Below are 12,045 nucleotides of genomic sequence, written 5' to 3'. Positions count from 1 at the left end.
TCAGAAGGCTCGCCGGACGCGCCTGCCGCGGACGAGGCGTGCAAGACGCGGCTCAGGTCGCTCAACCGGGTGAACCGTGTCCCGAAACGCTGTTACCGAATCTCGCGTACGAGGAAGCGCGCGGGGGAGCGGAACAGGAGGTGAGTGCTTTCCATCGCTAAAGAGATGGAGTGCGCTTCCCGACCACCTAGGTTCGGTCGTGTGGAGGATCGGGTTCCCGCGCGGCGGGTGATCGGGCTGGCGGTGCCCGCACTGGGGGTGCTGGCAGCCGAGCCGTTGTACGTGCTCGTCGACACGGCCGTGGTCGGGCACCTGGGCGCGCTGCCACTGGCCGGCCTGGCACTGGGCGGTGTGCTGCTTACGCAGGTGTCGACGCAGCTGACGTTCCTGTCCTACGGCACGACGGCGCGCACGGCCCGGCTGCACGGAGCCGGGCGGCGTGCGGAGGCGGTCGAGGAGGGCGTCCAGGCGACGTGGCTGGCGGTCGCGGCGGGCGTGCTGGTGGTGTTGCTCGGGCAGCTGTTCGTCCGGCCCGTGGCGGAGGTGCTCGCGGGCGGCGGCGCCGTGGCCGATGCCGCGGTGCAGTGGGTGCGCATCGCGTTGTTCGGGGCGCCGTTCATCCTCGTCACGATGGCGGGCAACGGGTGGATGCGTGGCGTCCAGGACACCCGGCGGCCCCTGAAGTACATCCTGATCGGCAACGGCATCAGCGCGGTGCTCTGCCCGGCGCTCGTCTACGGCGCGGGCTGGGGGCTTGAGGGCTCGGCCATCGCCAACGTGGTCGCGCAGCTGCTGTCGGCCGGGTTGTTCATCAAGGCGCTCTTCGCCGAACGCGTGCCGTTGCGGCCGCATTGGGCTGCGATGCGCGCGCAGCTCGGCATGGGGCGCGATCTGGTGTTGCGGAGCCTGGCGTTCCAGGCGTGCTTCATCAGCGCGGCTTCGGTGGCGGCGCGGACGTCTGTCGCGGCCGTGGGGGCGCATCAGGTCGTGCTGCAGCTGTGGACGTTCCTCGCGCTGGTGCTGGACTCGCTGGCGATCGCGGCGCAGTCGCTCGTCGGTGCGGCGCTCGGGGCGGCGAACCGCCGGCAGGCCGAGAAGCTGGCGTGGCAGGTCACTCGGTACGGGCTGGTGTTCGGGATCGGGCTCGGGGTGGTTTTCGCCGCGCTGGCACCGGTTTTGCCGCAGGCGTTCACTTCGGACGCTGGCGTGCTGGGGGAAATTCCGAACGCGTGGTGGTTTTTCGTTGCGCTGCAACCGATCGCGGGCGTGGTGTTCGCGTTGGACGGGGTGTTGCTGGGCGCGGGCGACGTGAAGTTCATGCGGACGGCGACGCTCGGGTCCGCGGTGATCGGGTTCCTGCCGCTGGTGTGGGCCTCGTACGTGTTCGGGTGGGGGCTCGCGGGGATCTGGACCGGGCTGTCGGCGTTCATGGTGTTGCGGCTGGTCGCGGTGGTGTGGCGTACACGATCGGGTGATTGGGCGGTGGAGGGCGCGGTCCGCTGACACCCACGCCGTCGGCACTCACGCCGTCGGCACTCACGCCGTCGGCACTCACGCCGTCGGCACTCACGCCGTCGGCACCGACGGCGCTGACACCGACGGCGCTGACACCGACGGCGCTGACACCGACGGCGCTGACACCGACGGCGCTGACACCGACGGCGCTGACACCGACGGCGCTGACACCGACGGCGCTGACACCGACGGCGCTGACACCCACGCAGCTGACACCCAGGTGGGCGCTGTGTCCGACCTCACGGCATGAAATCGTTACCAAGAAGGTTGTTTAGGCGATGTAACTAATGTCTACCCGCCTCCGACCTGGGGAGAGTGCCGTCTTGCCGTCGGTCGATCGCGCCACCCGTACCTCGTGGCTGATCTGGACCACCGCCGTCTTCGTCTACTTCGCCGCCGTCTTCCACCGCACCACGCTCGGCGTCGCCGGGCTGGAGGCGAGTGAGCGGTTCGGGCTCGGGCCCGCGCAGCTCGGTGTGTTCACCGTGTTGCAGGTTGGCGTCTACGCCTTCCTGCAGATTCCCACCGGTCTGCTCGTGGACCGTTTCGGTCCGCGCAAAATTCTCACCATCGCCGCGTTGCTCATGGGCACCGGCCAGTTGCTCTTCGCTGTCGCCGACTCGTACGGGCTGGGGCTCGTCGCACGGGCCGTGCTCGGCATGGGCGACGCGATGACGTTCATCAGCGTGATCCGGATCGTGGCGGCGCACTTCCCGCCGCGCCAGTACTCGCTGGTGGTCGCGGTCACGGCCGCGCTGGGCGGTGTCGGCAACCTCGTCGCCACGGTGCCGTTGACGCTCATGCTTGGCTCGATCGGGTGGACCTGGGCGTTCCTCATCGCGGGCGGCGCGACCGCCGCGTACTCGATCATCGCGTTCCTGCGGCTGCGGGACGTGCCGGACGGCTTCACGGCTCCCAAGCCCGAAGCCGTGCCGCTCAAGAAGATCTGGCCGAAGGTGCGGCAGGCGTGGAGCGTGCCCGGCACCCGGCTCGGGTTCTGGGCGCACTTCAGCACCATGTCCACACCGGCCGTGATCGGTCTGCTGTGGGGGTACCCGTACCTCGTGCAGGCGCAGGGCATGTCGCCCAAGGCGGCGTCGTCCACGCTCGGACTGCTGGTCATCGGTGCGATTGTGTCGAGTCCGATCGTTGGGGCGTTGTTCTCTCGCAATCCCGAGTGGCGCATGCCGATCGCGGGCTGGTTCCTGGCGTTCGCGTTCGCCGGGTGGGGCGTGCTGCTGCTGTGGCCGGGCGGTCACGTGCCGGTGCCTGTCATCGCGGTCGTGTTCCTCGTGCTGACCGTCGGCGGGCCCATCTCCGGCGTCGCGTTCGCGTTGGCCCGCGACTACAACCCGTCGCACCGCCAGTCCACGGCGAGCGGCCTGGTCAACGTCGGCGGCTTCCTCGCGGTGACCGTCGCGGCACTGGGTGTGGGTGTGTTGCTGGACCTGCTCGAGAACCTCGTGACGCCGCAGACGGCGTTCCGGGTCGCGCTCAGCTTCTGCGTCGTCGTGCTGGCGTTGGGCGGCTGGCGGATGCTCGTGTGGTGGCGGCGCGCGCGTGCGGCGGTGTTCGCGGCAGAGGAGCGTGGTGAGACGGTGCCGGTGCAGTTGCGGCGTCGTCGTTGGGACGCTCTGCGCGTCGCTTAGGATTTCGCGCCGTGAAACCCTCTGTTGCACCGGGCCTGGTGGTCGTCGACAAGCCGGACGGCATGACCTCGCACGACGTGGTGGCGCGTGTGCGCAGGATTCTCGGCACCCGCAAGGTCGGGCACGCCGGCACGCTGGACCCGATGGCGACCGGCGTGCTCGTGCTCGGCATCGAACGCGCGACGAAGCTCCTCGGCCACCTCGCGCTCGACAGCAAGGCCTACCTCGCGACGATCGTGCTCGGCGCGTCCACGACGACGGACGACGCCGAGGGCGAGGTTCTGTCCACTGTGGACGCGTCGGGGGTGGCCGACGACGCGATCGCCGCGGAGGTGGCCAAGCTGACCGGCCCGATCCAGCAGGTGCCGTCGGCCGTGTCCGCGGTGAAGATCGACGGCAAGCGCGCCTACGCACGGGTGCGTGCGGGTGAGCAGGTCGAGATCCCCGCACGGCCCGTGACCGTGCACCGCTTCGACGTGCTGTTCACGCGCCGTGAGGACAAGACGGTCCTGCTCGACGTGATGGTCGAGTGCTCCTCCGGCACCTACGTGCGCGCGTTGGCCCGCGACCTCGGCGCGGCGCTGGGCGTCGGCGGGCATCTGGGTGCGTTGCGGCGTACCAGGGTCGGCCCGTTCGACCTCCGCGTGGCCAAGACGCTCCAGCAGCTTGAGGAGACGCCCGGTCTGTCGCTGGACCTCGACGCCGCGGTGGCAACGGCGTTCCCGCGCCGCGAGATCGACCCGCGCGAGGCGTCGGCGCTCTCGCACGGGCAACGGCTGCGCGCGGGCGGGTTCGAGGGCACCTACGGGGTCTTCGGGCCGGACGGTCACGTCATCGCGCTGGCGAAGGACGAGGGCGACGCGTGCAAGCCCGTGGTGGTCCTCAGTCCGGCTGGGTGACGCCACGAGTCGTGCCGCGACGTAGGCTGATCACCGTGCAACGCTGGCGCGGACTAGATCACCTTCCCGGCGGCTGGGGCCGCTGCGTCGTGACGATTGGCGTGTTCGACGGTGTCCACAAAGGCCACCAGGCCCTCATCGGGCGGGCGGTGGCCCTCGCGGAGCAGCGCGGGCTGCCGAGCGTGCTGATGACCTTCGACCCGCATCCCTCCGAAGTGGTCCGGCCCGGCAGCCATCCCGCGCAGCTCACCACGCTGCGGCGCAGGGCGGAGCTGGTCGAGGAGCTGGGCGTCGACCACTTCGTGGTGGTGCCGTTCAGCCTGGAGACCTCCCGGATGCCCGCGGACGAGTTCGTGCACGAGGTGCTGGTCGAGAAGCTGCACGCGGCGGCTGTCGTGGTGGGGGAGAACTTCACCTTCGGGCACAAGGCGGCGGGTAACGTCGCGTTGCTGCGCAGGCTCGGGCAGCGGTTCGGATTCGTGACCGAGGGGGCTGATCTGGTGTCCGCTGACGAGGTGACCTACTCGTCGACCTACGTCCGGGCGTGCATCGACGCCGGGGACGTCAAGGCGGCGGCGGAGGCGCTGGGCCGGCCGCACCGGCTCGAAGGGATCGTCGTCAGAGGAGATGGGCGCGGGAAGGATCTGGGTTTCCCGACCGCCAACCTCTCGACGCCCAAGTTCGCGGCTGTTCCCGCCGACGGCATTTACGCCTGCTGGTTCACCGATTCGAAGGGCAAGAAGCTCAAGGCCGCGGTGAGCGTGGGGACGAACCCGACGTTCTCCGGCCGGGAACGCCGGGTCGAGGCGTTCGTGCTGGACGTGGACGAGGACTACTACGGGCAGCGGGTCGCGGTGGACTTCGTCGACCGTCTGCGCGAGATGGTGAAGTTCGACTCGGTCGAGGCGCTTCTCGAACAAATGCATCGCGATGTAGACCGAACGAGGGAACTGCTGACTGAGTCGTGACCGTCAGATTGGGCGAAGCGGCCGTGGGGGCGTCCGCAGGCTGGCAGGATGCGGGTCGGAGTGCGGGCTACGGGAGAGGCCAAGGTGGAGGACCACAAGATCGTTCAGCGCAACCTCGCCCTGCAGAGGGAGTGGTACGGGGAGCCTCTGGGTGACCGCGTGCGCCGGTTGGTCGTCGCCTTCAACGTGTCGCAGGCCCAGCTCGCGGACGTGCTGGGGATCAGCGCGCCGATGCTCAGCCAGGTGATGAGCGGCCGCCGGGCCAAGATCGGCAACCCCGCCGTGCTGGCGCGGCTGATCATGCTCGAGCGCAAGATCCTCACGCCGGACGTGGCGACCGGGGCGCCGGAGGCGTTGCAGCGGGCGCTCGACGACGTGCGCGAGTCCAAGCCGACCGTGTCCCGCGACTCGCTGCCGGTCAACGGGGACGAGAGCGTCGCGTACCCGGTGCTGCGCAGGGTCGCCGACCGCACCGAGCTCCAGCAGGCCGCGGACCTGCTGTCCGCGGACTTCCCGGCGATCGCCGAACTGTTCCGCAGGGCCGTCCGCGCCGCCAGGTGAAGTTCTTCACCGCGCTCTTCCCGCCGCGGCACGTGGTCGCGGAGCTCGAAGCGGTGCTCGACCGCACGCACGGCCTGGAGTGGACGAAGCCGGAGAAGTGGCACATCACGCTCTGCTTCCACGGCGAGACCGCCGATGAGGAACGTTTCCGGGCACTTGAGGGCCACGAGGTGCCGCAGCTGCGGCTGAAGGACTTCGGCGACTTCCGCGGCAGGATCCTGTGGGCGGGAGTGGACGGCGAGTTAAATCGGTTGGCAAGGGCAGCGGGCGCGAACGACAATTGGCAGGCGCACCTGACAGTGGCGTACGGGTACCGGGGGCAGCCGATGCCGGCGTTCCTGAGCAGCCCGTGGCAGCCGTCAGAAGCAGTGCTCGTGAGCAGCGCCGATGGTGTCTACACGCCCGTCGCACGGGTGGGCTTGCGCACGTCAGCGCGCCGCTGAGCACCGTGCCTGATAACCTTCCCAGTTGGGTCTGGCTGCGGTCCGTGGCGGCCAGTACCGGCTACCCCGGCCAGCAATTCGGCGGGCGTGGGGCCGCACGGACCTGAACATGTAGGAGAAGTACCTAGTGGCACTGTCCACGGAGCAGAAGAAGTCCATCCTCGGCGAGTACGGTCTGCACGACAGCGACACCGGCTCCACCGAGGCCCAGGTCGCCCTGCTGAGCAAGCGCATCGCTGACCTCACGGAGCACCTGAAGCAGCACAAGCACGACCACCACTCCCGCCGTGGTCTTCTGCTGATGGTCGGCCGTCGCCGCCGTCTGCTGAACTACCTGACCAAGGTGGACATCAACCGCTACCGCGCGCTGATCCAGCGCCTCGGTCTGCGCAGGTGATACTTGCCGAGGGGGAGTGACCGGCCGGTCACTCCCCCTCGGCGTACAGCCGGGTGTATACAGACCCCTGGTTGAAAGACGAACAAAACAGGGCCCGCAGCGCGCGAAGCAGTTTTCGCCGGTCCTCGGTAGTGGCCCCCTGGTGGAAACGCCCCAGGGGACTTCGATCGAAGACCGGCCTCGTCAGAACGCGCGTAGCGGTGTCCAAAAGACGAGGAGCAACAAGTAAATGACGGACATCGAGGTCCACGAGGCGACTGCCGTTATCGACAACGGCAAGTTCGGCTCGCGCACCATCCGCTTCGAGACCGGGCGCCTCGCGCGTCAGGCCGCCGGAAGCGTGGTCGCGTATCTGGACGACGACACGATGCTGCTCTCCGCCACCACGGCGTCGAAGCAGCCCAAGGAACACTTCGACTTCTTCCCCCTCACGGTGGACGTCGAGGAGCGCATGTACGCCGCGGGTCGCATCCCCGGCTCGTTCTTCCGGCGTGAGGGCCGTCCGAGCACGGACGCCATCCTCACCTGCCGCCTGATCGACCGTCCGCTGCGCCCGTCCTTCGTGGACGGCCTGCGCAACGAGATCCAGGTCGTCATCACCGTGATGAGCCTGAACCCGGCCGACCTGTACGACGTCGTGGCGATCAACGCCGCGTCCGCGTCCACGCAGCTCGCCGGCCTGCCGTTCTCCGGCCCGATCGGTGGCGTCCGCGTCGCTCTGATCGAGGGCCAGTGGGTGGCGTTCCCGACGCACGAGCAGCTCGAGAAGGCCGTGTTCGACATGGTCGTCGCGGGTCGCGTGGTCGAGTCCGGCGACGTCGCGATCATGATGGTCGAGGCCGAGGCCACCGAGAACGTGATCGACCTGATCGGCGAGGGCGCCGTCGCCCCCACCGAGGAGGTCGTGGCCGCCGGTCTCGAGGCGTCCAAGCCGTTCATCAAGGTCCTCTGCGAGGCGCAGGCGCAGCTCGCGCAGGTCGCCGCCAAGGAGACCGGCGAGTACCCGACGTACCCGGCCTACCAGGCCGACGCGTTCGAGGCCGTCGAGGCCGCCGCTTCGGGCGAGCTCGCCCAGGCGCTGACCATCGCGGGCAAGCACGAGCGCGAGGACAAGCTCGACGAGATCAAGGCCGCCACGCTGGACAAGCTGGCCGAGCAGTTCGAGGGCCGCGAGAAGGAGGTCGGCGCCGCGTTCCGCTCGCTGACCAAGAAGCTCGTCCGCCAGCGGATCCTGCGCGACAACGTCCGCATCGACGGCCGTGGCCTCACCGACATCCGCGACCTGGGTGCCGAGGTGGCCGTGATCCCTAGGACGCACGGCTCGGCGCTGTTCGAGCGCGGCGAGACCCAGATCCTGGGTGTCACCACGCTGAACATGCTGCGCATGGAGCAGCAGATCGACTCGCTGTCTCCCGAGACGCACAAGCGCTACCTGCACCACTACAACTTCCCGCCCTACTCGACCGGTGAGACCGGCCGCGTGGGTTCGCCGAAGCGCCGCGAGATCGGCCACGGCGCACTGGCCGAGCGCGCGCTCATGCCGGTGCTCCCGAAGCGTGACGAGTTCCCGTACGCGATCCGTCAGGTGTCCGAGGCTCTCGGCTCCAACGGCTCGACCTCGATGGGCTCGGTCTGCGCGTCGACCCTGTCGCTGCTCAACGCCGGTGTCCCGCTGAAGGCCCCGGTGTCCGGCATCGCGATGGGCCTCGTGTCCGACGAGGTCGACGGCGAGACCCGCTACGTGGCGCTGACCGACATCCTCGGTGCCGAGGACGCTTTCGGCGACATGGACTTCAAGGTGGCGGGCACCAAGGAGTTCGTGACGGCGCTGCAGCTCGACACGAAGCTCGACGGCATCCCGTCCGAGGTGCTGGCGGCGGCGCTGGGCCAGGCCCGCGACGCGCGCTACACCATCCTGGAGGTCATGGCCGAGGCCATCTCCGACCCGGACGAGATGAGCGCCTACGCTCCGCGCGTCACGTCGGTCAAGATCCCGACCGACAAGATCGGCGAGGTCATCGGCCCGAAGGGCAAGATGATCAACTCGATCACCGAGCAGACCGGTGCCGACATCTCGATCGAGGACGACGGCACGATCTACGTCGGTGCGGCGGACGGCCCGTCGGCCGAGGCCGCGATCGGCATGATCAACGCGATCGCGAACCCGCAGCTGCCGAAGGTCGGCGAGCGCTTCCTGGGCACCGTGGTGAAGACCGCGGCGTTCGGCGCGTTCGTCTCGCTGCTGCCCGGCAAGGACGGCCTCGTCCACATCTCGAAGCTGGGCAACGGCAAGCGCATCGCGAAGGTGGAGGACGTCGTCAAGGTCGGCGACAAGCTCCGCGTCGAGATCGCCGACATCGACCAGCGCGGCAAGATCAGCCTCGTCGTCGTGAACGACGACGACGCCGCCAAGCCGGCTGACGCCCCGGAGGCCGCAGAGGCCACCGAGGCTGCTGAGGCGGCTCCCGCGCAGTGAGCGTGACAGACAAGGGGACGGCCGCGGGTGCATCCACCCGCGGCCGTCCGCGTACCGGACGGTTGGGGCACCTCCAGCGGCCGGGCAGCACGCGGGTGCTCGAGATGTCCGAGGGGTCCGAGGTGCGGCGCAGCATGCTGCCCTCCGGCCTGCGGGTCATCACCGAGCGCATCCCGAGCGTGCGGTCCGCCTCGGTCGGGCTGTGGGTGCAGGTCGGCTCCCGTGACGAGCGGCCGGAGGTGGCGGGCGCCGCGCACTACCTGGAACACCTGCTGTTCAAGGGAACCGCGCGCCGGTCGGCCGCCGCCATCGCCGAGGAGATCGACGCGGTCGGTGGCGAGCTGAACGCGTTCACCGCCAAGGAACACACCTGCTACTACGCGCACGTCCTGGACGAGGACCTGCCGCTGGCGGTCGACCTGGTCGCGGACGTGGTGTTCGAGGCGATCTGCGGTCCGCGTGACTTCGAGACCGAACGCGGTGTCGTGCTCGAAGAGATCGCGATGCGCGACGACGACCCCGAGGACCTGCTGCACGACGCGTTCATCGAGGCGTTGTTCGGCGGACATGCCCTGGGGCGTCCGGTGCTGGGCACCGAGAAGTCCATTCAGGACATGGAGAGGGACAACCTCTACTCGTTCTACAAGAAGAACTACACGTTGCCGCGCATGGTGTTCTCCGTCGCGGGCAACATCGAGCACACGCACGTGATGCGCCTGGTGCGCAAGGCGATCGGCGACCGGTTGTCGCGGGTGGGCAACGCGGTCGCACCGCGAGCGGGCCGCGCGCGCATCGCCGACGCCCGCAAGCTGGTGCTGCACACCGACGACACCGAGCAGGCGCACATGATGCTCGGCATGCGCGGCCTGGACCGCCACGACGAGCGCCGGTTCGCGCTGAACGTGCTGAACGCGGCCATCGGCGGCGGCATGAGCTCGCGGCTGTTCCAGGAGGTGCGTGAGCGGCGGGGCCTGGCGTACCAGGTGTACTCGTCCGTCGGCCTGTACGCGGACACCGGCACGTTCTCCGTGTACGCGGGCTGCCAGCCCGATCGGCTGGGCGAGACCGCCGGCGTGATCCGCGAGGTGCTCGTGGACGTCGCTCGTGGCGGCCTGTCCGACGCGGAGGTGGCGCGGGGCAAGGGCCAGCTGCGCGGTGCGTTGGTGCTGGGCCTGGAGGACACCAGCTCGCGGATGTCGCGCATCGGCAAGTCCGAGCTGAACTACGGGGACCACCTGAGCGTCGAGGCGACTCTCGCGCGCATCGACGAGGTCTCCGCCGACGAAGTGGCGTCGCTCGCACGTGATCTGCTGCGCCGCCCCGTCGCTGCCGCCGTGGTCGGCCCCTACGATCATGCCGACGATCTGCCGGACCAGGTACACGAGGTGATTGCATGATTCGCGTCGGAGTTCTCGGCGCGCGGGGCCGCATGGGTTCCGAGGTGGTCCGCGCGGTCGAGGCCGCGAAGGACATGGAGGTCGTGGCCGCCCTCGACGCCGACGACCCGCTGTCCGGGCTCGTGGATGCCCGTGTCGAGGTCGTCGTCGACTTCACGCACCCCGACGTGGTGATGGACAACCTCTCGTTCTGCATCGAGAACGGAATCCATTGCGTCGTCGGCACTTCCGGCTTCGACCAGTCGCGTTTGGACGCTGTCGCCGCACTGCTCGCGGACAAGCCGTCCGTCGGCGTGCTGATCGCGCCGAACTTCGGCATCGGCGCCGTGCTGCTGATGCGCTTCTCGGAGATCGCCGCCCGCTACTACGAGTCGGCCGAGATCATCGAGCTGCACCACCCGCGCAAGGCCGACGCCCCGTCGGGCACGGCCGCCCACACGGCTCGCCTCATCGCGGCGGCTCGCTCCGGCATGGACCCGATGCCCGACGCGACCACGCAGGAGGAGCCGGGCGCGCGCGGTGCGGTCGTCGACGGCGTGCGGGTCCACTCGCTGCGGATCTCCGGGATGATCGCGCACCAGGAGGTCGTGTTCGGCGGCGAGAGCGAGACCCTGACGCTGCGCCAGGACTCGCTGCACCGGACGTCGTTCATGCCGGGCGTCGTGCTGGGCGTGAGGGAGATCGTGTCCCGCCCCGGCCTGGCCGTGGGCCTCGACAAGTACCTGGACCTGTGAAGGTCAGGGTCACCGTCGGGCTGCTGATCGCGGCCCTCGCGGTCTACTTCGTCCTGCTCACCGGTCGCGCTCTGGCTCTGCTGCAGACCGGTGAGCTGGTCGGGATCCTGCTCGGCGCGGGCGTGCTGATCCTGCCGCTGCTCGGGGTGTGGCTCGTGTACTCCAACCTGCGGTTCGGGTGGGAGACCGAGAAGATGGCCCGCGAGCTCGACGCCGAGGGCCTGCTGCCGGACGTCTCGCACCTGCCGCGCCGGCCGTCCGGCCGGGTGGACCGGGACGCCGCGGACTCGTGGTTCGAGGAGCGCCGGGCCGAGGTCGAGGCGTCGCCCGAGGACTGGCGGGTGTGGTTCCGGCTCGCGTACGCCTACGACATCGCGGGGGACCGCGGGCGGGCGCGCGAGACGATGCGCAAGGCCATCCAGCTGCACTCATGAGCGAGGGTGCTCCGGCGTGGGCTCATGAGCGGGCAGAGGTTCGTCCGCACGACCCGCGGTGGATCGCGCGTGCGGAGGCGGAGTGCGCCAGGCTCGCCGGTCTGCTCGCACCCTGGCTGGTCGACGGTGTCGAGCACATCGGGTCGACGGCGGTCCCCGGCTTGGCCGCCAAGCCGATCGTGGACCTGATGGCTTCGGTGTCCGACCTGGACATCGTCGTCGCGCAGGCGTCCGGACGTCTCGTGGCTGACGGCTGGTCGTACGTGGCTCCGGAACTGGATCGCCGGCCGTGGCGCCGTTTCTTCGTCAAGCCGGACGCGTCGGGGCAGCGGCGCGAGGCGCACCTGCACCTCATCGAGGCCGGGCACGCCAGGTGGACCGACCATATCCGGTTCCGTGATGCGCTGCGCAACGACGCACGCCTCGTACAGGCCTATGAGGACTTGAAGCGACGGTTGGCCCAGCAGAGTGGGCACGACCGTGAGGCGTACACGGCGGGCAAGGCGGCCTTCGTCGCGAGGGTTCTTGCTGATCCTGACTGCCAGACTCGTTGAGTACAGCCGTCTTCGACG

General features: G+C 69.5%; 13 protein-coding genes. All 13 read left to right on the top strand.

Features of this window, described 5'->3' with window-relative positions; genetic code table 11:
• The first annotated feature begins 165 nt into the window (after window positions 1–165).
• The 13 genes from ABFX45_RS16130 to ABFX45_RS16070 all read left to right on the top strand — a co-directional run bounded on the left by ABFX45_RS16130 (window position 166) and on the right by ABFX45_RS16070 (window position 12,027).
• Complete coding sequence (locus ABFX45_RS16130) at window positions 166–1,503, top strand: MATE family efflux transporter (protein ID WP_346131015.1); 1,338 nt, start codon at window positions 166–168, stop codon at window positions 1,501–1,503.
• Window positions 1,472–1,765 (top strand): hypothetical protein, encoded by a 294-nt coding sequence (locus ABFX45_RS16125; RefSeq protein ID WP_346130728.1) that lies wholly within the window; start codon window positions 1,472–1,474, stop codon window positions 1,763–1,765. The genes ABFX45_RS16130 and ABFX45_RS16125 overlap by 32 nt, the downstream gene beginning before the upstream one ends.
• Window positions 1,766–1,802: 37 nt before the next feature.
• Window positions 1,803–3,164 carry an MFS transporter gene (locus tag ABFX45_RS16120; protein WP_428834153.1) on the top strand — a complete coding sequence of 454 codons (1,362 nt, stop codon included), beginning with the start codon at window positions 1,803–1,805 and terminating at the stop codon, window positions 3,162–3,164.
• Window positions 3,165–3,175: 11 nt separating this feature from the next.
• Window positions 3,176–4,063, top strand: a complete 888-nt coding sequence (truB, locus tag ABFX45_RS16115; protein ID WP_267900053.1) for a tRNA pseudouridine(55) synthase TruB — start codon at window positions 3,176–3,178, stop codon at window positions 4,061–4,063.
• 35 nt (window positions 4,064–4,098) lie between these two features.
• Window positions 4,099–5,031, top strand: a complete 933-nt coding sequence (locus tag ABFX45_RS16110; RefSeq protein ID WP_109633800.1) for a bifunctional riboflavin kinase/FAD synthetase — start codon at window positions 4,099–4,101, stop codon at window positions 5,029–5,031.
• 84 nt (window positions 5,032–5,115) lie between these two features.
• On the top strand, window positions 5,116–5,592 hold the full coding sequence (locus ABFX45_RS16105) for a helix-turn-helix domain-containing protein (RefSeq protein ID WP_109633797.1): 477 nt from the start codon (window positions 5,116–5,118) through the stop codon (window positions 5,590–5,592).
• Entirely contained in the window at window positions 5,589–6,035 is a 447-nt protein-coding gene (locus ABFX45_RS16100) for a 2'-5' RNA ligase family protein (protein ID WP_109633795.1), read from the top strand. Before ABFX45_RS16105 ends, ABFX45_RS16100 begins: the two co-directional genes overlap by 4 nt.
• A 127-nt stretch (window positions 6,036–6,162) precedes the next feature.
• Window positions 6,163–6,432 carry a 30S ribosomal protein S15 gene (rpsO, locus tag ABFX45_RS16095; RefSeq protein WP_030471762.1) on the top strand — a complete coding sequence of 90 codons (270 nt, stop codon included), beginning with the start codon at window positions 6,163–6,165 and terminating at the stop codon, window positions 6,430–6,432.
• Window positions 6,433–6,661: 229 nt separating this feature from the next.
• Entirely contained in the window at window positions 6,662–8,908 is a 2,247-nt protein-coding gene (locus ABFX45_RS16090) for a polyribonucleotide nucleotidyltransferase (RefSeq protein ID WP_109633792.1), read from the top strand.
• A gap of 104 nt (window positions 8,909–9,012) precedes the next feature.
• Window positions 9,013–10,305, top strand: a complete 1,293-nt coding sequence (locus ABFX45_RS16085) for a M16 family metallopeptidase (RefSeq protein WP_170154811.1) — start codon at window positions 9,013–9,015, stop codon at window positions 10,303–10,305.
• A complete protein-coding gene (gene dapB, locus ABFX45_RS16080) occupies window positions 10,302–11,039 on the top strand; it encodes a 4-hydroxy-tetrahydrodipicolinate reductase (RefSeq protein ID WP_112229795.1) in 738 nt (245 codons plus the stop codon). Before ABFX45_RS16085 ends, dapB begins: the two co-directional genes overlap by 4 nt.
• Complete coding sequence (locus ABFX45_RS16075; protein WP_109633785.1) at window positions 11,036–11,473, top strand: tetratricopeptide repeat protein; 438 nt, start codon at window positions 11,036–11,038, stop codon at window positions 11,471–11,473. Before dapB ends, ABFX45_RS16075 begins: the two co-directional genes overlap by 4 nt.
• Window positions 11,470–12,027: a GrpB family protein gene (locus ABFX45_RS16070; protein ID WP_346130721.1), complete on the top strand. Its 558-nt coding sequence runs from the start codon at window positions 11,470–11,472 to the stop codon at window positions 12,025–12,027. Before ABFX45_RS16075 ends, ABFX45_RS16070 begins: the two co-directional genes overlap by 4 nt.
• Window positions 12,028–12,045: the final 18 nt, after the last annotated feature.

Source organism: Lentzea roselyniae, from assembly GCF_039537795.1.
Lineage (GTDB): Bacteria > Actinomycetota > Actinomycetes > Mycobacteriales > Pseudonocardiaceae > Lentzea > Lentzea atacamensis.
Note: the sequence above shows the minus strand (reverse complement) of the source record. Positions and strands in the feature narration are given on the sequence as shown.

Coding starts and splice junctions, on each gene's coding strand:
- ABFX45_RS16130 (WP_346131015.1), top strand. CDS start 166: ATGGAGTGCGCTTCCCGACCACCTAGGTTCGGTCGTGTGGAGGATCGG.
- ABFX45_RS16120 (WP_428834153.1), top strand. CDS start 1,803: ATGTCTACCCGCCTCCGACCTGGGGAGAGTGCCGTCTTGCCGTCGGTC.
- ABFX45_RS16090 (WP_109633792.1), top strand. CDS start 6,662: ATGACGGACATCGAGGTCCACGAGGCGACTGCCGTTATCGACAACGGC.
- ABFX45_RS16085 (WP_170154811.1), top strand. CDS start 9,013: ATGTCCGAGGGGTCCGAGGTGCGGCGCAGCATGCTGCCCTCCGGCCTG.
- dapB (WP_112229795.1), top strand. CDS start 10,302: ATGATTCGCGTCGGAGTTCTCGGCGCGCGGGGCCGCATGGGTTCCGAG.
- ABFX45_RS16070 (WP_346130721.1), top strand. CDS start 11,470: ATGAGCGAGGGTGCTCCGGCGTGGGCTCATGAGCGGGCAGAGGTTCGT.